The sequence below is a fragment of the Paenibacillus sp. FSL P2-0121 genome (assembly GCF_037975345.1).
In the GTDB taxonomy this organism is placed as follows: Bacteria; Bacillota; Bacilli; order Paenibacillales; family Paenibacillaceae; genus Paenibacillus_AQ; species Paenibacillus_AQ odorifer.
This window is the reverse complement of record NZ_CP150245.1, coordinates 3,250,745-3,275,386: the sequence shown is the minus strand read 5'-3', so window position 1 is coordinate 3,275,386 and position 24,642 is coordinate 3,250,745. Positions and strand designations below refer to the sequence as shown.

Annotated in this window: 23 protein-coding genes; 6 read left to right on the top strand and 17 right to left on the bottom strand. The window is 42.5% G+C overall.

What is annotated here, in order from left to right; translation table 11 throughout:
- Positions 1 to 4: 4 nt before the first annotated feature.
- On the bottom strand, positions 5 to 1,168 hold the full coding sequence (locus tag MKY54_RS14570; RefSeq protein WP_076280710.1) for a Gfo/Idh/MocA family oxidoreductase: 1,164 nt from the start codon (positions 1,166 to 1,168) through the stop codon (positions 5 to 7).
- Between the two features lie 157 nt (positions 1,169 to 1,325).
- On the opposite strand from MKY54_RS14570, the gene MKY54_RS14565 reads away from it, so the two are divergent.
- From MKY54_RS14565 to MKY54_RS14550, 4 genes are read left to right on the top strand one after another with little or no spacing between them, the layout of a single operon-like run.
- Positions 1,326 to 2,159, top strand: a complete 834-nt coding sequence (locus MKY54_RS14565) for an AraC family transcriptional regulator (RefSeq protein WP_076129339.1) — start codon at positions 1,326 to 1,328, stop codon at positions 2,157 to 2,159.
- A gap of 29 nt (positions 2,160 to 2,188) precedes the next feature.
- Entirely contained in the window at positions 2,189 to 2,665 is a 477-nt protein-coding gene (locus tag MKY54_RS14560) for a GNAT family N-acetyltransferase (protein ID WP_280753001.1), read from the top strand.
- 34 nt (positions 2,666 to 2,699) lie between these two features.
- A complete protein-coding gene (locus tag MKY54_RS14555; protein ID WP_076280711.1) occupies positions 2,700 to 3,554 on the top strand; it encodes an SDR family oxidoreductase in 855 nt (284 codons plus the stop codon).
- Between the two features lie 22 nt (positions 3,555 to 3,576).
- On the top strand, positions 3,577 to 4,467 hold the full coding sequence (locus tag MKY54_RS14550) for a LysR family transcriptional regulator (RefSeq protein WP_036678189.1): 891 nt from the start codon (positions 3,577 to 3,579) through the stop codon (positions 4,465 to 4,467).
- A 24-nt stretch (positions 4,468 to 4,491) separates the two neighbouring features.
- Here MKY54_RS14550 and MKY54_RS14545 read toward each other — a convergent pair whose 3' ends face one another.
- The 9 genes from MKY54_RS14545 to MKY54_RS14505 form a co-directional block, all read right to left on the bottom strand.
- Entirely contained in the window at positions 4,492 to 5,175 is a 684-nt protein-coding gene (locus MKY54_RS14545; RefSeq protein ID WP_076129337.1) for an ABC transporter ATP-binding protein, read from the bottom strand.
- A complete protein-coding gene (locus tag MKY54_RS14540; RefSeq protein ID WP_339190911.1) occupies positions 5,172 to 6,269 on the bottom strand; it encodes an ABC transporter permease in 1,098 nt (365 codons plus the stop codon). The genes MKY54_RS14545 and MKY54_RS14540 overlap by 4 nt, the downstream gene beginning before the upstream one ends.
- A 90-nt stretch (positions 6,270 to 6,359) precedes the next feature.
- A complete protein-coding gene (locus MKY54_RS14535) occupies positions 6,360 to 7,736 on the bottom strand; it encodes a HAMP domain-containing sensor histidine kinase (protein WP_076194281.1) in 1,377 nt (458 codons plus the stop codon).
- Entirely contained in the window at positions 7,733 to 8,410 is a 678-nt protein-coding gene (locus MKY54_RS14530) for a response regulator transcription factor (RefSeq protein ID WP_076129334.1), read from the bottom strand. Before MKY54_RS14530 ends, MKY54_RS14535 begins: the two co-directional genes overlap by 4 nt.
- Before the next feature lie 71 nt (positions 8,411 to 8,481).
- Complete coding sequence (locus MKY54_RS14525) at positions 8,482 to 9,288, bottom strand: NmrA family NAD(P)-binding protein (RefSeq protein WP_076185932.1); 807 nt, start codon at positions 9,286 to 9,288, stop codon at positions 8,482 to 8,484.
- Positions 9,289 to 9,305: 17 nt separating this feature from the next.
- Positions 9,306 to 9,755, bottom strand: a complete 450-nt coding sequence (locus tag MKY54_RS14520) for a MarR family transcriptional regulator (RefSeq protein ID WP_076308563.1) — start codon at positions 9,753 to 9,755, stop codon at positions 9,306 to 9,308.
- 139 nt (positions 9,756 to 9,894) lie between these two features.
- Complete coding sequence (locus MKY54_RS14515) at positions 9,895 to 11,088, bottom strand: metallophosphoesterase (protein WP_076129331.1); 1,194 nt, start codon at positions 11,086 to 11,088, stop codon at positions 9,895 to 9,897.
- 152 nt (positions 11,089 to 11,240) lie between these two features.
- Positions 11,241 to 11,651 carry a bacteriohemerythrin gene (locus MKY54_RS14510; protein WP_051491008.1) on the bottom strand — a complete coding sequence of 137 codons (411 nt, stop codon included), beginning with the start codon at positions 11,649 to 11,651 and terminating at the stop codon, positions 11,241 to 11,243.
- 135 nt (positions 11,652 to 11,786) lie between these two features.
- Positions 11,787 to 12,656: a cation diffusion facilitator family transporter gene (locus MKY54_RS14505; RefSeq protein ID WP_076129330.1), complete on the bottom strand. Its 870-nt coding sequence runs from the start codon at positions 12,654 to 12,656 to the stop codon at positions 11,787 to 11,789.
- A gap of 222 nt (positions 12,657 to 12,878) precedes the next feature.
- Here MKY54_RS14505 and MKY54_RS14500 point away from each other — a divergent pair, with 222 nt between their 5' ends.
- Positions 12,879 to 14,264: a PQQ-binding-like beta-propeller repeat protein gene (locus tag MKY54_RS14500; protein ID WP_280775679.1), complete on the top strand. Its 1,386-nt coding sequence runs from the start codon at positions 12,879 to 12,881 to the stop codon at positions 14,262 to 14,264.
- A 37-nt stretch (positions 14,265 to 14,301) separates the two neighbouring features.
- On the opposite strand, the gene MKY54_RS14495 is transcribed toward MKY54_RS14500, so the two are convergent.
- A complete protein-coding gene (locus MKY54_RS14495) occupies positions 14,302 to 14,805 on the bottom strand; it encodes a ferritin (RefSeq protein WP_076129328.1) in 504 nt (167 codons plus the stop codon).
- 127 nt (positions 14,806 to 14,932) lie between these two features.
- Here MKY54_RS14495 and nagZ point away from each other — a divergent pair, with 127 nt between their 5' ends.
- Positions 14,933 to 16,231, top strand: a complete 1,299-nt coding sequence (gene nagZ, locus MKY54_RS14490) for a beta-N-acetylhexosaminidase (protein WP_339190907.1) — start codon at positions 14,933 to 14,935, stop codon at positions 16,229 to 16,231.
- A 19-nt stretch (positions 16,232 to 16,250) separates the two neighbouring features.
- Here the strand turns inward: nagZ and MKY54_RS14485 are convergent, their stop codons facing one another.
- From MKY54_RS14485 to MKY54_RS14460, 6 genes are all read right to left on the bottom strand, one after another.
- Entirely contained in the window at positions 16,251 to 17,339 is a 1,089-nt protein-coding gene (locus MKY54_RS14485) for an efflux RND transporter periplasmic adaptor subunit (RefSeq protein ID WP_076129326.1), read from the bottom strand.
- Positions 17,340 to 17,369: 30 nt separating this feature from the next.
- Positions 17,370 to 18,749 carry an ABC transporter permease gene (locus tag MKY54_RS14480; RefSeq protein WP_179087724.1) on the bottom strand — a complete coding sequence of 460 codons (1,380 nt, stop codon included), beginning with the start codon at positions 18,747 to 18,749 and terminating at the stop codon, positions 17,370 to 17,372.
- Positions 18,739 to 19,458, bottom strand: coding sequence for an ABC transporter ATP-binding protein (locus MKY54_RS14475; protein WP_076129325.1), 720 nt, complete (start codon positions 19,456 to 19,458; stop codon positions 18,739 to 18,741). Before MKY54_RS14475 ends, MKY54_RS14480 begins: the two co-directional genes overlap by 11 nt.
- A gap of 39 nt (positions 19,459 to 19,497) precedes the next feature.
- Positions 19,498 to 22,095 carry a hypothetical protein gene (locus MKY54_RS14470; RefSeq protein WP_081386836.1) on the bottom strand — a complete coding sequence of 866 codons (2,598 nt, stop codon included), beginning with the start codon at positions 22,093 to 22,095 and terminating at the stop codon, positions 19,498 to 19,500.
- Positions 22,096 to 22,227: 132 nt separating this feature from the next.
- Entirely contained in the window at positions 22,228 to 23,556 is a 1,329-nt protein-coding gene (locus tag MKY54_RS14465) for a hypothetical protein (protein WP_076222635.1), read from the bottom strand.
- Positions 23,553 to 24,641 (bottom strand): DUF58 domain-containing protein, encoded by a 1,089-nt coding sequence (locus MKY54_RS14460; protein ID WP_076278984.1) that lies wholly within the window; start codon positions 24,639 to 24,641, stop codon positions 23,553 to 23,555. Before MKY54_RS14460 ends, MKY54_RS14465 begins: the two co-directional genes overlap by 4 nt.
- Position 24,642: the final 1 nt, after the last annotated feature.

Sequence of the window (24,642 nt, the reverse complement as noted above, 5' to 3'; positions counted from 1 at the left end):
AAATTTAATGAGTTCCCTTAACATCAAAGGTTTGGGCGGCTGTGGTTTCTTTGTTGAAGTTAGAATTCTCCACCTTTTCCATGAGCTTCTCATAAAATAAATCTTCATCAATCGGTAACTCCACCCAATCGTCGGTCCAAGCCGATAAATACATCCCATTAGATAGCGTTAGACCGTGAATGCCTTCCTCACCCGGAGCTAACAATTTCTCATCGTGTAGAATGGCATTCGTAAAGTTCCGCAAAATTCCTTTATGCTGTTCCCCGCCACCCTCTTCTACAGGAATCTCACATTTCCAACATTCTGGACTGCCGAATCCTCCCGTAAACTCTGCATTGAATTGCGGCTCCGCCGTGCGTAGACGCCAAAAGGTTAATTTCCCGTCTTCCACTACGATTTTTCCATGATCACCAGTAATTTCGAAACGGTTAGTTCCCGGTGCTTCACCTGTTGTGGTGATAAAAAGCCCTGTCGCACCATTTTCATATTCCACATAAGCGGTTACATCGTCTTCAACCTCAATATTGCGGTATTTACCAAAATGACAAAATGCTCTGATCCGCTTAGGCATCATACCTGTCGTCCACTGCCATAAATCTAGTTGATGAGGATCTTGATTCAGCAGCACCCCGCCACCTTCGCCTGCCCATGTAGCCCGCCAACCACCAGAGTTATAGTAGCTTTGTGATCTGTACCAGTTGGTGATAATCCAATTTGTGCGGCGGATTTCGCCTAGTTCACCAGACTGTATGAGATCTCTAAGCTTTTGATACAAAGGATTCGTCCGCTGGTTATACATGATTCCGAATTTACGATCAGACTTTGCTGCAGCTTCGTTCATCTGCTTAACAGCTTTGGTATAAACCCCAGCCGGTTTCTCTACCAATACATGATATCCATATTGAAAAGCCTCGATAGCTAAAGTTGGATGATCATAATGTGGAGTACAGATTAATACTGCATCTATGAGATGAGACTCATATAACTCTTGGGGTGTTGCAAATTTCTGTACACTTTCCGGTAAATGCTCTTCTGCCCATTTCAAACGTTCTTCCCTTACATCACATACAGCTGCAAGCTCAGCATCTTTAATATGATTCAACAGACTTTGTGCATGTGCACTCCCCATATTCCCAATTCCAATAATGCCATACCGTACTTTATTCAATCAGATCACTTCCCTATTTGAGGTTATGTTATGAGAATATACTTAATTAATAGACATGAACATGAGCGAAACTAAGCATTATTTGCACAATAATAAGATGATTTAGTTAAATTAATTCGTTATAATAAGGATAATCAAGTCATAGAGGAGCTAGATGATGAATAATCCAGGTAACCTTACCGGCAGATTCCTCCAGAATCTTACCGTAAAAGTGACCCATGCCCAACTTAGAAGCGGATATAGCGGGTGGAATCGTACGTTGGAAACTCCAACCTTTAATCGGCTGTATTTTATTGACCGCGGTGAGGGAAAAGTTATCATTAACGGTGTTACTTATTATCCGAGAGCAGGTCAGCTAATGATCATGCCCGCAGGAAGCACTCAAACTACAGAGACGTCAATGAATGATCCCTATACACGCTATTTCTGCCATTTTGATGCTGATATTGGGGAGTGGCCCTTATTCCATTCGGCAAACAAACTGTTTATCTGTGATGCGCCCAACCCAGATTCCGTACGGGTTATTTTCACAGAAATGATCGAACAGTTTCAAAAAGATGATGTATTGTCCATTCTGCGTACTCAGGCGAACGTCCTCAATCTAATTGCTACTTGTCTTGAATCGAACGAGAATATCAAAACAGACTTTATGCAAGAATTTATACATACGGGGGATCAAGGAAAGCTCGCCTATGTGCTTCAATATATTGATGAGCGGCTGGATAAACCCATAGAAATAGAAGAGTTAGCAGAAATTGTCCACTTACATCCGAACTATTTCATCCCCTACTTCAAGAAATTTATAGGGGTTCCCCCCATGCATTATGTACAATTGAAAAGAATGGAGCATGCTAAAAGACAGCTTTCTTATAGCAATTTCAGCATTTCAGATATCGCGGAGCAAGTCAGTATGGAATTAGCCCATTTCTCTAAATATTTCAAAAAGACAATAGGAATCTCCCCTTCTGCCTATCGTAACAGCACTAAGTAAATTTATTAGGGAATGTCTTAATCTATGTGATGAACTATAATAAAAAGGCTCTAACCTTCAATTTTGAGGTGGTGAACGATATTCTTATCAGAACAGCATCTATAAGCGACATTCAAGAGATAGCAAGACTCTCAAGCCAGCTTGGATATCCTTTGAATATCGATCAATTAGGAGAAAGACTACAAGAAATCGGAACACACAAAGATCATACTGTATATGTAGCTGAATCAGATCACCAATTGGTAGGATGGATACATGCGACCGTTCGAATCTTACTTGAATCTCCTTCATTTATTGAAATAGGAGGTCTTGTTGTTGATCAGACTTGCCGCGGAGAAGGAATTGGCAGACAGCTTGTAGAAACCTGTGAACGATGGGCAATCCAAACAGGGTTTAGCAAAATTAGAGTACGTACCAATCAAACCAGAGAAGATGCTGTACGGTTCTATAATCATATAGGATTTTCGCCAAAAAAATCACAGCATGTACTTGATAAGGAACTTTAATCACACTCAGGACTTTTAGGGAGGTTCAATGGTTATGATAGAATTAACTTTGCATCCAGCATTAGAAGGAAAAATCGCTGTGATTACCGGAGGAGCCGGTGTATTATGCCGGGTTATGGCGCTAGAGTTAGGTCGGCAAGGAGCTAAAGTCGCGATTCTAAATCGCACCGCAGCTAAGGGAGATTTGGTTGCCGCTGAAATTACAGCCGCAGGCGGTCAAGCGATTTCACTTTCCTGTGATGTTACAGATCAACAGAGTGTTATGAAAGCCGCAGAAGCTGTTAAGAATCACTGGGGTCCTTGCGATCTATTAATTAACGGTGCTGGCGGAAATGATTCCTCAGCAAATACGACCCAAGAGATTTTCAAAAATGATGATCTGGAGAACCCGGACATATTTACTTTTTTTGACCTTAGTGTAGATGGATTTCGCAATGTGATGGACCTTAATCTGATTGGAACATTGATCCCAACCCAAGTTTTTGCCAAGCAGATGCTCGGCAGAACGGGCACATCTGTTATTAATATTTCATCCATGAGCGCACCTTCTCCAATGACCAAAGTACCTGCCTACAGCGCTGCCAAAGCAGGAATTAATAATCTCACCCAGTGGCTCTCCGTTCATTTCGCTGAGTCTGGTATACGTGTGAATGCCATTGCCCCTGGCTTTTTCCTTACTAAACAAAATGAGAAGCTGTTGGTTCGTGAAGATGGCGAGCTTACAGACCGTTCCCAAAAAATCATCTCTCATACTCCAATGCGCCGCTTTGGACAGCCGGAGGATCTGCTTGGCACACTACTCTGGTTAGCAGATGAAGCAATGTCAAGCTTTGTGACCGGAGTTACCGTCCCCGTTGACGGTGGATTCTTGGCTTATTCGGGAGTATAGACTAATCTAATGAGGGATTACAATGATTGTAGATCCATTACGCGTATTCGTTACTGTAGCTGAACTGAGTCATTTTTCCAAAGCAGGAGAAGCGCTGAATTTATCTCAACCCGGTGTCAGTCTGCATATCCGGAATCTTGAGAATGAGCTCGGTGCTAAACTCCTGCATCGTTCTTCTAAACAGGTTAGATTAACAGAAGCCGGCAGTATTCTTTATAAACACGCCAAACAAATATTGGCTCATTTCGATGAAGCAAGTCAGGAAATCCATATGCTTCAGGACGAAGTCACTGGGAGTATACATATCGGCGCTAGTTTTACTATAGGTGAATATATTTTGCCGGCAAGACTTGCTGATTTTGCCAATCAATATCCGCAGGTCAAGCTGCAAGTGACGATAGGCAATACTGAGGAGATTATTGGAGGCGTTAAATCCAACGAACTGGACATAGGGTTTATTGAAGGTGAGGTCCATGAGAATGATCTGAATGTCACTCCTTATATGAAAGACGAGATGATTATGGTCGCTCCTGCTACCCACCCTCTGTCAAAAGCGATTTCTGTGGAGCAGAGCATGTTGCAGGATCAGGTTTGGGTGCTTCGGGAGCACGGCTCGGGTACACGAGCTTTCAGTGATCATTTCCTACAGGAGGAAGATATATCTGTTAAAAGATCCTATGTCTTCAACAGCTCTCAAGGTGTTAAAGAAGCTGTAGCCTCTGGCCTCGGAATCGCCATGCTCTCCAGATGGATTGTACGGAAGGAACTAGAAAGCGGTGAGATCAAAGAGCTGCCAATCAGGCAACATCATCTGGAAAGGCAATTCTCAATCATCCGACATCAAGAATGTTCTTCTTCCTTAGCTACCGATGTCTTTATAAAAAAGCTACTTGTCTTTAGAAAAGACAAGTAGCTTTTTTTCTTCCACACTATGAAATTATACTTGATGTTCAACCAAATGCCCGTCTTCCAGATGCAGAACCCGGTCACACCATTCGAGCATCCGTTCATCATGAGTGACCATTACCGCTGCTTTACCTTCACTCTTCACCTCATCAGCGATCATGCGTACAACTTCTCTTCCGCGTTTGAAGTCCAGACTGGCTGTCGGCTCGTCTGCAAAGAGAATCGCTGGTTTATTCATCCACGCTCTAGCGATAGCTACACGCTGCTTCTCCCCACCGGAGAGCTGTTCCGGATAATGATTACGCCGTTTCCAGATATCCAGCCGCTTCATCAAATCAGCAGCCCGTTCCTTCGCTTCCTTAGCACTCATTTTCGCCTGCTTGGCTACAAAAAGGAGTTGCTCCTCCACCTTCAAATAAGGCAACAACTGAGCGCTTTGGAACATAAAACCTATCTTCTCTAAACGGAGCTCCGTCAGCTCACTTTTACTTTTATCTGTAAGTGATTCCCCATCTATAAAAATTTCACCACTAGTAGGTGTTAGAAGTGCACCAGCCGCTGAAAGGAATGTACTTTTCCCTGTTCCCGAAGGTCCAAGGACAGCAACGAATTCCCCTTCATTAACGATCAGATTCAAATTGTTCAGCACAGACACCGTTGTATCGCCATCACCGTAGTTTTTGGTTACTTGCTTCATGATTAGTTTTGCACTCATGCTCCAGCCCTCCCAATAGCTTCTAATGCATCTACTTTTGCCACTTTAGCGACAGAAATTAGTGATCCTAAAAGAGACATCCCAACGAATAAACAGCTGGTTAAAAGAATGGTGGAAGGCTCCAGTTGGAATGGCATCGAATCAGGCAGAACCTTATTCATCCCAAAGGTAAGCAGTAAGCTAATGCAAAGACTTGAAATAGCTAAAATCATAACCTGCCCTACCACACTCCAAGCCAAGTAAGACATTTTGGTACCCATCGCCTTCAGAATACCAAACTGACTAGTTTTCTGAATCGTAATGACATAGAAGAATACTGCCAGAACAAACGCTGCGATCACAAACAGGAAAACAATCATCATTAGCAGTGAACCCTGCTCTGCCGAGTAGCCCGGAATATTGGAAATAGCTACTTTTTGCGTAATGACCTCTACATCTTTTACATTCGTTGAAATCTTATTTACTTGATCAGCATTCGCATTAAGGGCAATCACATTAAACGGTACCGACGAAAAGGTTTCTTCTCCTTGGTTAACCCCCTGCTTCATAGCTTGCCAATCCTGATTGTTGATATAAACTACTGGGGTATGGCTGTAAGAGCTATCCTCAACAAAACCTGCGACAGTAAATTCCATCCCGGTTGCCTGATCACGAATGATACTGCCAAGTTTGATTCCTGACTGTTCCAGGTCACGATCAACAAGGACTTTACCGTTTGTCTCATTCGTAATCTTGTCACCTTCAACTACTTTAGGAGCTAATAACCCATTCATATCTACTGCAAAAAAAGTAATATCTGCTTTTACGTCTGCCTCGTTAGCAGTGACAGTGCTCATCTGCATTGCAAGTGAAGATGCATTATTGTCTCCAACTACTGCACGTACATTCTGGAGCTCCGTATCTGTTAACTGAGAACGTCTAAAGGTCTGATCCGCATCACCTTGCACTACAAAATAATTCGCCGGCATGTTCTCTACTGCAGAGATATTTGCATAAGCTAATCCTCTGGCTAGTCCCGTGACGAAAAGTACAAGAAAGGAAACCAATAACATGATAACCATAATTAATAGGTATCTGGCTTTAGAATGTCGCATTTCCCTTAAGGCTAAAAACATATTACCACTCCTTCTAATCTGTATAGTCACAGTTTAGAAGATGAAAATGAACGGAGTATGAATAATGAATTACAAAAGCGGAAGTGTAACTGTAAAGGTAGTCCCTTCACCCAAAGTACTGGTTACTTCAATGGTTCCGTTATGCGCTTCTACGATTTTTTGAGAAATCGCAAGTCCAAGTCCGCTGCTATGTGTTTCATGCGTACGTGCTCGATCTACTTTATAGAAACGATCAAAGATTAACGGCAACTCCTCAGCTGAAATGCCTTCACCCGTATCAGACACAGAAACAATACAGTTCTGTTCCACAAGCTTCGCGGAAATCATAATGGAACCCTCAGCAGGTGTGTATTTTATGGCGTTGGAGAGCAGGTTCATCCATACCTGGAACAATAGATTTGGATCACCTAGAACGCTGATGTCTGCAAGATTCAAACGCACGGCCAGTTGTTTCTCTGTTAATCTCCATTCCATGATTTGTACGACCTGTCTTAGTTGTGCACGTAAGTCTGTCGACTTTTTCTGTATGGAATTAGGATCATAATCAAGCGAAGACAAGGTAAGCAGCTGTTTGCTTAGCAATGAAAGACGATGGCTTTCTTGGTCAATGATATTGAGATACTGTAACCGTTCATCCTCAGGTAAGGTTGAATCTTGTAACGCTTGGGCAAATCCCTGAATAGATGTTAATGGCGACTCAATTTCATGTGATACATTAGCGACAAATTCCTGACGTGCCCGATTTGTTCGTTCCAGCTCCCGGCTCATAATCATAAAATGGGAAGCTAACTGACCAATCTCATCACGCCGCCACGTATTCAATTTGATATCGTATCTGCCTTTTGAGATCCGTTTAGTGGCCGTCGTCAAACGTGTAATAGGTCTAACTACATGCAGTACGCTAATCATTACAAAGCCTAAGCTAAACAACACGGTGAACCCAATGATCACAGCAAAAAAGACGCGCAGCTCACCGAATTGTACTTCAGCATCCGGACGCATAAACAAAGCATACGTCTCATTGTTTACTTTTACAGGAACACCAATTGAATTACGCAGTTGATTATCAAAAAATCCGGTAATAAATGCACTGTCCGGGAAATCCGCAACCCCATGATAAATTTGCCCATTCAGAACCTTCTCTAGTTGCTGCTCATCCAAATCTTCTTTTCTAAAGGGCTTCCCGTAGAATCTTGATTCCCCTTCAGCATCTGTTAAATAGATTTTATAACCCAGCTTGGCTATACTCCGCAAATAATCCTCCATTGTCTCCGGATGTGATTCTGCGAATTGTTGAACCTCGATAGCCATTCCGGTAAGTTTGGCATCGTTCTGAGATTTAATCTGGGCTTGATAGTAAATATTAGACACCAAAAATCCAAGAAGGCTACTCACCACAATTACTGAACAGAAGACAATACACATCCGGACATACAAGGATCTCATACGTTAACCATCTCCAATTTATAGCCAATGCCTCGAACGGTTCGGATCACAAAATCTTCCTGATAATCTACAAAGCGCTGACGCAAACGTTTGATATGTACATCGACTGTTCGCTCATCCCCTTCATAATCCATGCCCCATACCAGTTCAATTAACTCACTTCGTGTATATAACCTGCCTGGATATTGTGCGAGTTGAGCCAGAAGCTCAAACTCTTTTACCGGTAGCAGCAGAACCTCATCACCATCGGTTATTTCATAATTTTTGCGGTCAATAACTAGAGAATTTAATCGAATCCGATCATCTGAAGCAATGGAATAGCGGCGAAATAACGCTTTGATCCGAAATAGCAACTCTTCAGGCTCAAAAGGTTTCGTTAGATAATCATCCGTCCCCCGCAAATAACCTTGCTCTTTATCACTCAGCTGCTGACGTGCTGTCAATAAAATGATCGGAATATCATACGTTTCTCTAATATGCTGACATAGCTCTAACCCATCTACATGTGGCATCATTACATCTACGACCGCTAAATCCGCAATACTGTCCTGCAATTTATGTATCGCATCTCGGCCATCACTGGCCTCCATCACCTGATATCCTTCCCTTGTTAGTACATGTTTTAATAATGTTCGAATATTCACATCGTCATCTGCTACTAAAATCTTCTTCATCATTTACACTCCCTGAATAATGGATGAACTCATAGTAACAACTTTATAACGATAGAACAACTAAAGTCAGATCAAACAAAAGGCTTAATACTCTCTCTAAGTGTGGTAACCGGCCGCTCCATCAGTCTCTCCAGATCTTTTGATGTAGAAGCAGTATCTATCTTCGCTAGAAACGAATAAATCCAATGCTGAATACTTGAATCCTGGCGAAACGTAATTTTTTTCCCTGATAACTCTGATAATACATCAACTAATTCGTTGAAGTCCCAAACGTTTGGTGCAGCTAGTTCGTAGACTTGGTTCATATGTCCATTCGTTGTAAGAACCTTTGCCGTAGCTAAAGCGAGGTCCTCACGAGTGACTGAATTAAACTGCCAGTTCCCTGGATAAGTGGGTAGCTCACCGCTTTCCATCGCTTCCTTCAACCCAAGCACACCCACAAAATCTATATACAAAGCGTTACGTAGAAACGTATAATCTATCCCTGATTCAAGAATCATCTGCTCAGTTAGTAAATGAACATGATAAGAAGGAATCGGACCTTTGGGTGGAAAGGCAAATCCAGTATAAAGCAGATGCTTCACATTGGCCTTTTTTGCTGCATGAATGACCTGAGCATGCTGATATAATCTGATCTTATCATCGGTATGAGAGCTGGAGATTAAAAGTAACGTTGTGACCCCAGTAAAAGCTTCAATCAGCGTATCTAACTGGTCATAATCGCCAAAACGGACTTCGAACCCTTTTTCTAAAAAATTAACAGCTTTCTCTGGCTGACGAACACAAGCAATAACTTGACTAGCCGGAACGTACTTCTCAAGCTTCTCCATAATTAAGCTGCCTAATTGACCTGTGGCTCCTGTAACCATAATCGACATACATAACACCCTTTCTGTTATTCGAATGTACTCAGTTTTTGTAATAAAAAGATAAGTTGATGAAGCTCCTGATCATTCAGATTCTTCATTCTCTCTGCGACAGCCTGACGATTCTCTGGAAGATGCTCCAGAAGTAATTGCTGGCCTTCAGTCGTAATCGAAATGACGCTTTTTCTGCCATCCTTGGTATCATTCGAACGGGTTATTAATCCATCTCGCTCCAATGGTGTTAACAGCATGCTTATATTAGCTTTGGTAACTCCAATAATGTGAGCCAATGTAGAAGGCAGAATCGCACCTCCCTGTTTAGAGATCTCCACCAAGATACGAATTCTTGCTCCGTTCAATCCTTTCGACTGCCAATATTTCTCAGAAATAGAAACTAAATTTGCAGTAGCTTCAACTAATGTAAAAAATGCTTTGGTATGCAATGGCTGATTCAGCACAAACTGTTGTAAATGATCCATTTTCTATAATTCAGCTCCAATATAGTTAAGTCCTTAACTATTTTTAACATACTACACTCCCCATGAGTTGTCAAAAAAAGAAGCTGCCTCACCTAGCAGAATAAATCTGCTGATGAAACAGCCTCTAAATAAACTCACTTTAGATTAACACCGTTTTTGTGGAAACAGGCTCTTCACTGTATTTTTTAGAACCCTCCAGCATAACCTCCAGCTTAATGATCTCCGACCGGCTTGCTAAACGAATTGGGGGGCCCCATGTTCCATAACCTGACGACACGACTACATGCAAATTGTCCTTACGAAGATATCCCCAGTCCAGCTCGAACAAACGTTTAGTGATCCAGTGATTAGGAGCAATCTGTCCTCGGTGTGTATGACCCGAGAGTAGAACGTCTACCCCAGCTTGAGCGGCTACGTCGAAGCCTGTAGGCTGATGATCCATCATAATCACAGGACGTGTAAGATCAAGTCCTTCGAGCAAGGTGCTTACACTTTGTCTGCCACCAGCTTCCATCGTCTCGGCTGTCTTGTCTTTTCGGCCTACAATATACGTTCCTGCGACTTCTTCAACCTCATCTTGCAGGACCTTGATCCCAATACTACTCATCAAATCGGTATATTCCTTAATTGATCCGCCATAATATTCGTGATTGCCCAGTACTGCGTAGACACCATAACGAGCTTTTAACTGTTTAATCTGTTCACTCATACTATTGCGGATAAAAGGTTCAATGCTGTCATCCAAGACATCTCCAGCCAGCAAAATCACATCGGGTTGCATCGCGTTCATTTGTGCCACCATTTTTTTGAGATGACGATTGCCCACGATATTCCCTAAGTGCAGGTCTGAAGCAACCGCGATCGTTAATGGCGTGCTGGTGCCAATAGATTTATCAATAGGTATGGAATGTGTGCGGATCACGGTACTCCAGGCGTTGATTGAACCCCAGACCAGAAAGACTGCCAGTAATATCAGAATTGTCCCGCCCGCTTCTGCAATGTAATAGGTACGATTGATTCCTGACCATCCCAGTATCACATATAATAGGTCTGCCAAAGGTAACATAATGATTGCAAATTCCATACACGCTAAATAATACGATCCAATCACTTTAAAGAATCTGGCGATCGGTTTAACCGATTTTGGCCATGGGATCATTCCAATGACATACGCAAAAGCGATCAGCATAAATAATGTCCAGAATACTGCTGACGAAACACCTGAAAACCATTCATGAATAAGTAACCAGCCGTGATAGCCAATGTAGAAATTAACAAGACCCAGAATGAGCAGCATAGCAAATCCTGAAGCTAACATTCGTAATGTTTTCATCGTTTCTCTCCCCTTTACCTAACTACTTCTCTACTTCTTATCTCAAATCATAACACAAACCGTTAACCCAGTATAAACTGCAATGCGGTGTTCGGAAAACATCGGAACTAAAAAAAGAAAATGCCCATCGGCATCTTCTTTGGAGGTTTATCTTATATCGCTTTATCACGTGTGGCCATACATTGACCAATCAGCTTATCGCATTTATTGATGTGATTTATCAGCCAGTCTGTTAACGTTCGATTAAGCTTGATGGTTGAGAGTACGGATACTCCCTTTGTTTTGACCGTTTCTTCCAATTCGAGAACTGCCTTCACGAAATCAGCATGCGTCTGACGATGTTCAGCTAGTTCAGGGAAGTTGATCTCCTCCATCAGCTGCTCTTCATTACTGAAATGTTCAATCGTGTATTCTTTTAAGAATTTCAGTGTTTCCTCAATCTTTTCTTTCCCTTGCTGATTACTGCATGCTTCAAAGAATTCGTTCAATTTCGCTAACAACTGTCTGTGCTGGCAGTCAATTTTTTCTACACCGATATCATATGAATCTTTCCAAGCGATCATGAAATCACCATTCCGTTTCTTGAAAATTACATTTTAATTTTATTTTCCACCTTTCTCCACAAAAGAACTATTAACAACATCACAGGTGCTTATATTCAACCATTAGCTGTACATATGGCACCTACTGATAAATCTCTACTTCATCACGGGTTCGATATGTACAAGTACATTGGAAACTTGGTGCCGGTCTTTTAACTGTTCTTCAATTTCTTCCGTAATATCATGACTCTGCACTACACTTAGCTGAGAATCCACTAGCACAGTTGTGTCTACTAATACGTTATTCCCATGGATACGGGCTTTGATATCTTTTATGGATTGTACACCATCAATTTCTGCCACAGTTTCTTTCATATGTTCAAGCTCTTCCGCATCAAATCCGTCCGTCAGATCATGCGTAGCTTTGCTAAAGATATCCCATGCCGTCTTACAGATGATTAGTCCGACAATGATGGCTGTAAGCGGGTCAAGCCAAGGAACGCCCAAGGAGGAAGCCACAATTCCGATAAAAGCGCCCACGCTAACTATAGCATCTGATCGATTATCCAGTGCTACTGCCCGCATTGCGTTACTGTTAATGGCACGGGCCAGCCTAATATTATACATATAGACAGCCATCATAACTACAGCACAGCCCACTGCCGTCCACGCCGCTATGAGATCAGGACTTTCCAGTGCTGGTTGAATAAATTTGTTCACAGCTTGGTACAAAACTTGAAGCCCTACCGCAATCATAATGAATGAAGCAATTAATGAAGCCACGGTCTCCGCTCTAAAATGCCCGTAGCTGTGGTTCGAATCCGGCGGTCTTCTGGAAATCTTCAGGCCAATTAGTACCGCGATAGAAGCAATAATATCTGTACTGTTATTCAATCCATCTGCAAGCAACGCTTGAGATCCTGAGACCGTACCTATGAACAGCTTGATAGCTGATAAAAAGATATAAGCAACGATGCTTAGCCAAGCTCCTTTTTCGCCTTGTTTAATGTCGTTATAAGTTTCCAAAAAAAGAACCCCCAAAGAATAGTATTGTTCTATACTACACTTTGAGAATCGGGTGGGTCTAGAGAAACAGTGTTGCTACGGGGCGCAATAGTTCCCTCTGTCAAATAGAGTTGCAAGGTCGTAACTGTTTTGCAGGACGCAACATAGTTTGCCCCCGTTCAACTTTGCTTCCATTCTTCTGGAATAGTAACTTTTTGCTATTTTTATTGTCTAATTATAGTAATGACTAATTCAAAGGAGCGTGGAGTGATGATTCAGTCTTTGCCGAAGAAAATTGTTACATGTTTAGCTATAGGGAGTATTTTAATTCCAATAACAAACAGTGGATCAATGTCAGTCATTTCTGCAGAAAAAGCAATTGTAAGCCTAAGTAACACTTATTACAGTGAAGTCACAGCCCCGATCCTAAAACCTGTTTGGTCAGCACAACTCGCCATTTTAAAAAAAGACAGAATCACCGGACAGGACATTACAGCACTCGCGGAAAACGGAAAGATCTTTGCGTTGCAGCGCAATGAAAAATTAACCGCAATGAATGCGGCAACAGGCAAAAAAATATGGGAGTTCGGAAGTGGATTAGCGCCGCTATTCACGTACAGCAATGGATTTATCTACGGTCTGACCCAAAGCGGCTCCCTATATGCCGTTAATGAGGCAGGTAAAAAAGCATGGTCGGCTTCCATAACACTCCCCAAAGCTACAAATATACAGCGTTTAGGATCTACTATTTATGTTACTCAAGAGGAACAATTAGCAGCAGTTGACGCCGTAACCGGAAAGATCAAATGGAAGGCTGTAGAGAAAAGCAATAACTTTACAGGCTTATCAGAGGTCATGGAATCAGATGGGGTCGTTATTCGCAGCTATCTGTCTCAAGGGGCCTTAACAACTGCTGGACTCGCCGCTTATGACAGTCTGACAGGAAAAAAACTATGGGACCAGACCCGGCAGTGGATGCCGTTAGCAGTGAAGGATGGGCTCCTCTACTCTATCACGAATACATTTATGATGGATGATGACCCGGTAAATCGAAAAGTCAAAGTATCCGTGTTCAACATAAAGACAGGTGAATTAAAAGGAGAACGTTTATATAAATGGACAGATACCGAGAATAAAGATGGTGTGTACAGTTATAATGGGATGAATGGAAACGCGTTTTTGGATGGAAAGGACTTTTACATCTTTCAGGGCAGTAAGTTTGTGAAATATGATTTCTGGAATTATTCTGCAGAGGGTAAACCGGTGCAAACCTGGGCCTCGATGGTTAAAGAAAAAGACTCTCCATTGAACCAAGTTTATCAACAAAGAATGTTATTTCAAAATCAAGATAAAGGTACTTTATCCGCACTTAAGCTAGGAACCGGCCAGCTTGTCGACCTCAATATTGGAGAGAATCCAGTGGTACAGACGGATCTGTTCGGAAACGTGGTTTATAGTGGACAATCTGATGGCCTATTTCACGCTTATGACATGTTAACTCTAAAGCCTATTTTCACTGTGAACACAGGCTCTCGTAACTTTGCCCCTTCCCTTAAAACTGGAGGGATGCTGATGATTCGGACGGATAATAAGCTGCTCGCGATTAAACTTCCTACCTCTATAAAATAAAAAAGCCTGATTTCTCAGGCTTTTGGGCTTCAATAACTTATTCAGCCGGAGCTGTAAAAGTACGTGCAGCAAACTCGGCATCCAGCATGTAGAAGGCGTTGCTATCTTTTTCAATTCGTTTCAGTTTACTGATGATGTTGCTAAAGAGTGCTTCTTCTTCTACTTGCTCGTCTATAAACCATTTCAAGAAATAAATCGTCGCATGTTCACGCTCATCCAGAGCAAGGTCAGCCAAATGATAGAACCGTTTAGTGTTCTGCTGTTCATGCGCGAAGGCATGTTCAAAAGCATCTAACATCGAGTTATATTCGTTCTTCGGCTCTGGCAGTGCTTCTAGCGTAGCACGGTTATCCCGGTCGTTAAGGAATTTATAAATCTTCATGGCATGGAACCGTTCTTCTTCGGCTTGAATTAGAAAAAAGTTTGCAAATCCATCCAGACTTTCGCCGGAACAATAAGCAGCCATCGCTAGATAAACATGAGCGGAATAAAACTCGAAATTCATCTGTTCATTAAGTGCTTGTACTAATCCATCTTTCATTGGACCGTCACCTCATTATTCAAATTTAATATGTAAATATTTAAGTTTATCTTATCACCGTGCTTCTAAGTCAGCAAGGATTCCTCTCCCAATATCTAATTTAGCTAACGAAAGGACGACTATTCAGATGATTAGATTCACCCGTCACAGCCTAAAGCCTAAGACTTCCGGTACACTCTTCATTATTGCAGCTATGGTGTCACTGTTCCTCATTGCTGGCTGTTCTAATAGCAGCAGTAATTCACCGTCCGAAGCTACCGATTCACCGACCTCCCAATCCACACCTGCACCAACCACCAGCTTGGCTCCCACCCCCTCAGCAGTCAGCGATCCAATTGCTCTTCAGGTTGCTGAGATGACTTTGGAAGAAAAAATCGGACAAATGCTCCTAGTTGGAATTGATGGAACTGTCCTTGATGAGCAAGCTAAAAAGATGATTACCGAAGACAAAATAGGTGGAATCATCCTCTATAAGGACAATATTAAAAGCCTGAAAGGGATGATCAGTCTTATCAATTCTATGAAAAAGAGTAACACTGGCAACCCTGCCCCACTATTCATGAGTGTTGATCAGGAGGGTGGAAAAGTCAGCAGGATGCCTAAAGAATATGCTACATTCCCTTCTAACGGAACAGTGGGTGCAAGTAATGACGCTGCTGCTGCCGAGAAAATGGGAAAGCTGCTCGCAAGAGAAGTACGTTCAGCCGGATTTAATATGAACTTTGCTCCCGTTCTCGATATCAATAGCAATCCAGACAATCCAGTCATCGGAGACCGGTCGTTCGGCAATGCTGCTGACCAAGTCATTCAACTAGGGATTGCCGAAATGAAGGGAATTGAGAGCGAAGGCGTCGTTCCTGTTGTCAAGCATTTCCCAGGACACGGAGATACTTCTGTCGACTCCCATCTGGATCTGCCGATTGTGAACAAAACAGCCGGTCAGCTAGCTGACTTAGAATGGCTCCCCTTCCAAGCAGCTATTAAAGAGGGGACGGACGCCGTAATGGTCGCTCATATTTTGTTTCCAAAATTAGATCCAGACAAACCCGCATCCTTATCGCGTACCATTATTGGTGAACAGCTTCGAGATGAAATGGGCTACCAAGGAATCGTAATTACAGACGATCTAACCATGGGAGCCATTATGAAGAACTACGATCTGACTACAGCAGCAGTAGATACTGTGAATGCAGGTAGTGATATTCTCCTTGTCGCTCACGGCTATGATAATGAAAAACGGGTCATGGACTCCCTCTTGCAAAACGTAAAAAACGGTAAGATTCAAGAAACACGGATTGATGAAAGCGTCTATCGGATCTTAGCCTTAAAAGCCAAATATAACCTTTCCGATGAGCAAATTCCGGTTCCTGATCTTACCGATCTTAATAAAGAGATTAACGTTTGGCGTCAAACGATTGAGAAGTAAATCTAAGCGTTAGTCATTGTTACTGAAGAACAACAACATCTCCAACCTTCAACCCAGAGAGAACCTCTGTTTTGTCCGTAGTTTCCAGACCCACTTCGATGTCTTTTCGTTCATATTGCCCGTCCCCTTTATCCAGCATAACGTAGGAGAGGTCTCCTTCATGCATTACAGCTATGCTGGATACAACGGTGGCATTTTCTTTGCGAACTGTTTCAATTTCTCCGTTTAAGCTTAAGCCACCGATCAAATGCTCGTCAGGCTGCAGCGTGATAACCACTTCGAATTGAGGAACCGAACTGGCAGTAGCATTCTGACCTGAAGCTGTCTTTGCAAATTTCGCTACCTTCGTAACTTCTCCAGATAACTTCAAATCTTTTATAGCTGTCATTTTTACGTCGACCTTCATGCCTGTCTTTATACGGAAGACGTCTTGTTCACCTACAAGAGCAATGAATTCTAGCTTGTTCATATCTACTATTTTTCCGATATATTGATTATCTGTCACTGTTTGCGGAATTTCGCTTGCACTGTCAAATAAGAAAATGCCGGTTGCCGGAGCATAATAAAGTGCTGTTTTGAGTTTGGCTTTTTTCTCTGTTAATTCGCGTGCTTGTATTTCGGCATTGACCTGATTAAGCTCGTCCCCTAGCCGTGTTGCTTCTTGGGCTGTGAGTGCTTTAATGCGTTCTGCTTCAGTCGCACCAAGGGCTGCATTCTCCTCGTCTTGCTGGCTCACAAATGCATTCAGCTCTGCTTCCAGCTTTGCTTTACGGATGGTCGCCTCTTGTGTAGCAATCTCATTCTTCAAGGCTTCCTGATCGAGAGTAAACAGTAAATCACCTTTTTTGACCTGTCCACCGTTCTCAACCTTCCACTTTGTCACCTTTGAAGCATATGGAGCATAAACAAGCGTTTCTTTCTCATAATTAGAATTACCTTTAACTTGTATGGAATTGGTAATGGTCTCCTGTGTGACCTCAAAAGTTATGGCTTGTGGGGGTTCAACAGGCTCTAACTGCGCTTCAGGCTTATACATCTTACTATATAGAAAATAACCTGCTGCAATTATAATCAGTACCAATACAATCCACTTGATTCTCCTCTTCATCACTTTGGCTTCCTTTCAACTTAAAAATAGCTAATCCCGTTTAATCGCCGTGAGTGCATTCGTTCTGGATGCACTGATCGCCGGATAAATACCCGATAATACCCCTGTCATTACCGCAAATGCGATCCCTACCGGAAGAGTCATCAGAGGAATATAAATCACCAAAGGCTCGCCTCCACCCATTCCTGAAGAGTTACCGATGAGCTTATTAATTCCTAATACAATCAAGTATGAAAAGGCTATGCCGAGCAATCCGCCCAACATCCCGAGCAATGCCGCTTCTGTAATGAACATATTGCGGATCTGACCCATATTGGCACCTAACACTTTCATAATACCGATCTGCCGTCGTCGTTGATGAGTGGACATAGTCATCGCAACGATAATGGAGATCGAAGCAATAATCAGAATAAACACACCTATACCGAGAGCTGCTTTCTTGACCATGCTGAAGGTATCAGCGAGTGCCTCTTTTTGATACAAATTCGTGCTTGTTGTTAAGGTGAGTTTCTGAATAAGCTTCTCTAGTTCCACGATATTCTCAGTGCTGTCTACCTTTACAATCGCTGAGTTATAGACACCCTTTTGCCCAGCGGTTCCACTCGATAGCTTCATTTGTTCTACAAGCCGCTCGCCAGTCTCTAGTGACACATAGATCTTCTTGTCGTACATAGCCATATTCTCGTTCGTTCCACTCGGGTTGTCGAGGATTCCCACCACTTGAATCGGTGAGCTAACTAACATCCCTCCGGTTTGAGAGGCGGGATCAAAAGACTGTAATTGAACCTGCTGCTTGTACATATCTGTTGGAAGCATGCTTAAGCTGTTGTACTGTTCCATCAACTTATTGTTATATGGATCTGTACTCAGTTGTTCAAAAAGACGCTGCCGAGTTTCGTTATCAATCAGTCCAACGGTTGCACCATAGTTCAGTACAGCCATTCCTACCAAATCAGAAGCTCCGCCTTGTTTGAATTTCTTATCATATTTCGTTAACAAGCGTAGGTCCGTTCCAATAAGCTGTACATCTGTTATTTTATTATCGATAGTCAACATCTGTATGTACCCTAGCTCTTGAAAGGGAGCTGCTGCAGTTACATGCCGCAAGCCTTTAATAATCTCCAGCTTTTGCGCCGTCAGCCTGCCGGGATCAAGCTTTTCATTGGCCGCAGACGATCCGCTGCCTCCTCCTTGGGAGGGTATTCCTCCGTTGGGAGACACCGTAATTTCATCCATTTTGAAATTGCGGTTGATTTCCCGCTCCGTGTAGCTCTGTGCGGAGTCTCCTATACTTAATGCAACTATGATTGCAGCACATCCAATGGATATGCCAGCCATACAAAGACCTGTGACAACTTTCCGCCGTTTGACCTGTTCCCAAGCCAAGCGGGAAATATCACTAATCCTCAATGAGTATACCCCCTTCGAGTTCAGTATTCGAAGAAGTTTGGTTTTCAGTAATCATATATCCGTCCCGAAGCGTGAATATCCGCTGCATTTGCTCCGCGACTTTTAGCTCGTGAGTTACAACTATGAAGGTGGTCTTCATCTTCTTGTTCAGGTTAAGCAGGATATTGATAATTTCTTCTTCTGTCTTCGAATCTAGGTTTCCGGTTGGTTCATCTGCAAAGATAACAGATGGTTCCGTAATCAAGGAGCGTGCAATACTAACACGCTGCTGCTGTCCGCCAGACAGCTGGGAAGGGAACAAGTCGGCTTTATCAGGAATGCCGACTCCTTCCAACAATTCTAAAGCTTTTTGTTTACGTATAGAGGGTGCAACGGATTGAAAAACCAGCGGCAGCTCTACATTTTCACGGACTGTCATGCTAGTAATCAGCTCATAAGCTTGAAAGATAAACCCGATATTTTTTCTGCGAAATTCCGATAGCTTATTCTCACTCATCTTCACGATATCTTGATCGGCAATATAAATATGGCCTTCCGTAGGTTTCATTAGTCCTGCCATCAGATTGAGCATCGTTGACTTACCGGAACCCGAGCTCCCCAGCAGTGCTACCATCTCCCCCTCTTTCACAGAAAAGTCAATTTGATGAAGCACTGCTGTAGTTTCATTACCGTTTTTATAAGAATGCGTTACATTTTCCACTCGCAACATTGGAGCTGCTCCTCTTCGTACAATAATAGATATGAAATGCTATTTCTCAGTTACAACTGCTCTATCAATCTTGATGTTATAAGCTTGACTAGCCAGCTCGATCCGTTCGCCTTGGAATTCATCGTACAGCGTGATCCGGTAGGTTCCTCCTGACAAATTCTTATACATATTATTGCTAAAGCTTGCTGTATACGAGTTGTTGGTCCCTTCAAGAATATCGGTGCCAATGTTCAAGCTTCGTTCCTGAGATAGACCATATGGATCCGTCATTTTGAGGACCAGCTTATGCGTGAAGGTTCCCATATCATAGCTGCTGTCACGAAGAAGATTGTAATTCATAACTATATTTATAGAGTCACTGCCTTGTAGTGAGCGCCCTTCCGAACTTAGAACGGACATGGTATACGGATAAATGGCCACCTTCGTCAAGTTCTTCTCAGGTGGTGTAGTGACCGGATTTAATGACAGTGAAGCCATATTAATAAATCCAGTGGATTCCTGACCGGGTTCCGTCAGTTTATTCCCAGTAATCCCTGGCCCAAGGAACAGACTTACATCAGAAGCATTAACAGCCTTGGGAACCTTCGCCCAGAAGGTGATTAATTGCTTACCGCCTGGAGTAGCAGACGTATCCGGCTGATTGGCTGTAGCTTCGAATAGCTGACCATCTCCCGTTTTGTAATAAGCTTGGAGGCGAGCCATTTTGCTTTGTCTTTTCTCTTCACTGCTCAGAAGCAGCTCTGTGTATACGAGATTGGAGTTAAGTCCTTCATAAATAATGGTTTTGTTCTCTTGCACTTTTGCGTTCTTGCCTTTACCAGAGATAACATAACTTCCTCCAGTTTCAATAGAAGCTACAGCGTTCATCATGCTGTTCGTAGTAACTGACAGGAACGAGCTTTTCTCTTCTTTTACCATAGAATAAAGATTTAATTTTAATTTATCGAACTCTTGTGTATAAGGAATTTTGGCAAACACATAGATTTCAGCGTTTTTACCGGGCCCAATCGTTGAAGTTTCCTTATCCATAAACAATTCCGTTGAAGATGACATGTCCTCATTGTCTACCTGAACAGCTCCCTTTAATTCCGGCAGAGACAAGGCAACCGATTGGGTATTCGTAATATTTAATCTGGCAACAACGATATCATCGTCTTTCCATGGAAAACGCTGCAAGGAAACTAAACTATAAGTAAACGTCCCATATTCATTTGTTGCTCTATATTCCATACCTTTCTGTATCTCAGGACGCAAGGTATAGGAGATCGTAAAGTAAGCAACCGGAACCGTTAGTTTAGCTGTGTTACTCGTAGCGACATTGGTTCCACCAGTGCTTCCAGTTGCTGCACCTTCTCCAGTAGTTCCCGTTTCACTATTATCTGGAGCAGAAACAGCCTCAATCATCTGCAATTGCAGTGAATTCTGTTCTACCTCAAGGGGTACCTGTGCGGTAAGCGGGATGATTTTTTCCTCCAGCGGTTTTATGGTTAATCCGCTCAAGCCCTTAGAATTGATCGGAAAGGTTGTCCCCGTTGAGGATTTGACAGCAAGCTCATAAGAAGGTAACGTAACGGCTGTCTTTCCTGTATTCTTCACTCGCAGCTGAAAAGTCCAGAATCCCTTATTGTTCTCTGCGTATACGGTTGCGTTATTTAATTGGGTTTCAACCGTATTGTTATTGATGGTAATTTTCTTGATTACACCTTTGCCAACTACCAGATTTGGTGTAGTAGCCGCAGGCAGCTTGTACGAGGATTTGGCAATCTCCAGCTTCAGCGCCTCATCCTTTTGGGTGAATTGCAGTTTCATATTCTCCGTCTTCATATACGAAGGAATTTCTGTAAGATAATAAATGGTTTTTTTCTCTTGGGGCTGAATTTTATAACTAAGCTGAGAACGGTCAAGGGCTAATTCATACGAGCTTCCCCCTGCCGAGACCAAATATGCTGCGTAACCAGGATCACTTAATACTTTGCTGCCTTTATTGGTCAAGCTTATGCCCACCTTGGCATAAACCTTTCCGCTGTATTTGTAGAGCTCCAAGGATTCACTTTTAGCAATAACCGGAATGTCATTCATTGTAGTGCTTACATTTTTTCCGTTTACAGCGGTTGGCGAATAGTTGGCGGGTATATTAAAAGTTCCTACTTGCTTGAGATACCCCTTGGTTTTGGAATCCCAAACGTACATTGGAATCTTGATACCTTTTAACGAATTTACCTGGCCGACATTAACATAATATGTAACGCGCAAGCTTTCGTTAGAACCCACTTTTTTCTTAGTAGCGTCCGCACTTAGTGGATTCCCTGGAATAACAGAGCCGCCAGAGGTCATAACTCTCGAAAAATAATACAGTAGGCTAGCACTTTTGCTGCTTCCATTCGAATAGTTAATTGTATAAGTTAAAATATTGCCTCCAGGCTGTGACCAAATATTCACATCTTCCAGTGTAGCTTTGATATTAGCTCCTAAAGAAACGGAACCCAGATTACTAGGAGCTGTTACAGTTGCAGCAGCTACCGCCGATTTTGGCTGAACAGAACTAACTGCAGCAGCCGAAGCGGTATGCCCTGTCAACTGGCTTATGACAAAGGTGCTTAAGAGTAAAACAACATATGTACTGCTATGCTTTCTCATTGACTTCCCTCCACGAGTATTTTACTAGAATTATTATAGTGGTTAGCACAGATCCAATTGTATCCATGTTGTAACTCTTACAGGTCTTTTGTAACCTATTTGTTCCAATTTGCATATATTCTGAAAATGATTCTATAATTTCAGTTGATTTTTCAAAGCTGCAATATCAGAAGCAGCAGGCTCGTCTTCTCCGTATCTAACTTTTTCATATATTTCAATCAATTGATCTGCTGCTAAAGAATCATCATCACCCTTACGTTTATGCTTGCTACGATCTCCCCATAGCAAAACATCCCTTTTTGTTTCCTGCGGCGTAAGATAACTTTTCATTTCATAACCGTTATCGCGCTTTATATTAAGCCACCGCCGATAAAGCCAACGGACACGTTCCTGCTCGCCATTCATCTGATCCCAGCGATCCTTACGATGTTTTGAAGGAAGACGAGAGCTCCAGAAATTTTTTAACCCTCGAACGGTTTGTTCCCAAGTAAAGACGCTTTTCTCCTCGTCAAGATATGCTGTATTATTCTTAGGGGTATGTTCCCTACGTAACATCGATAACAATGCATCTATGACTTTCCGCCACTTTTCTCCAGCATTTCTGTACAACCAGCGAAGTGCATAATAGGCTACAAATCCCAATAATACCGCCGCCAAAATATAAAACCCGTATTCTAGTATAATAGCTAGCCAGCCACGCTTTTGCTCGCCAACTGGTGGTAACATCGGAGTTGCTGGCGGCAATTCTGCTGGCGGAGGCTCTGGTTCTTTTGTGCCAGAAAATAACTGATTAATAAAATTGAAAAATGAGCGTAAGAGTCTCCATACCAATGATCCTATAGCTTTACCGACACCTGCCGCTAGTACAGCTGCAATAACTCCAATTACAATGACATATATACGATTATTCCGTTGTATCCCTTTGGGCAGCGTTTCATTCTCTTCAGTAAGTGCGCTGTATCGTATATAGCTGCTATTAGAAATAAGTAAAGTCAGTATTAAATACAGACTGCCACACCAGGTCAATAACGGCACACTTAGCTCCAATTCAGGAACTCTATGAAACGCTATAGTTGCCACAAAATAGATTATTATACCTATCCAAAACATTCTGAATCTATTATTTCTAGAGTCTACCGTCATCCCTAAGAATGTACATATAATTCCAGCCACACCTAAGGGAAGGCTTTCGATGGATAAACTCCCTGAAGCCACACCTAATAATGCCCCGAGGATTAAGGCGGCAAGTAATTGCTTCCATCTTACATTGCAAAAATTGCGCAAAAGAATGCCTGCTAAAGCTAGTATAGGCAGCGCAATCAACCATATTTGTTCATCTTGTTGGGGCAACAAATAAATCTGAAATAGAACCCAAACCGGTAGAAATAGCAACAATTCAATAATAGACCACAACCAGAGTTTCACTGTTTCCCTTACATAGCCAGACAACGTAAGCTTCATGCGCTCTCTCTCCCTTGTTCCGGAATATCCAGCCATTCCACACCATTGCCTTGCTGCATTAGGAGATCCGTCGCCTTTTGCAATTCTGCTCCCCTATGGCAGCTTATGATTAGAAAGTCTGTGTCACTAATTCCACTCTCAACCTGCAATTCCAATAGTCGACTCATAGGAAGTGTTCTATCCAGCTTCAGCCTTGCCAGGAGCTCTAACATATCTTCGAGCTGAGCCATCGGCTCTGCTTCAATTGGATCTCTTTCGCCAGCATCGTCCAATCTGCCATTACAGATTAATCCGGTCTCAATTCCATGCTGCATTGCGTATTCAGCTATAGTCGCTGCATATCTTATTCCTTGCTCGATTCGTTCCACATCAGTCACCGTTCTCCACATGGAATCACTGTCCTCTATATTCAGACAGATGACGAGCCGGGAATCAGCCGTGTAATCTTTTTTATGAACCTGCATAACACCAGTACGTGCTGTAGCCTTCCAGTTTACCAATCCCATAGAATCTCCTGAGCTATATTCACGAATGCCAGCAGTCAGAAAAGGGTCTTCAACGATCCATCTTTTCACAGGAAGCTCACCCAGCCAGCTATGAATGGGCAATGGAAGCTCGTCTAGATTCAGCAGAACGGGATAGATCAACAACTCTAACTCGAGTGGATATGTTTTGTTTTTTCGAGTCAAACCAAATGGATCTCCCGTTGTCATAGTCACGGATTCTAAACGATATAAACCACGACGTTCACATGTCACTTGATGCCGTCTTTTAATATGACGATAAGATTTTAAATAGAATAAACTAATATGATTCTGAGAGATTTCTCCTGTACTAATCCCAAGATTATCCTGACTTCCAAATTCCAGACCTCTCGCAATACTAGACTCCAATCGGAGCCACGGCAAAGGAAGAAGCTTCGCATTAATGATCTCCTCGATCATCTCAATACGTTCTCCTTCATAAGCAGTTTTATGTGAAAAATAGCGAGAATAACTAAGCGCTTTCAGACCATTCCGTTTATAAATGTCAGCAAGAAGTAACACCAACGCCACTGTAATGAAAATGAACCAAGGCAAAGCCATA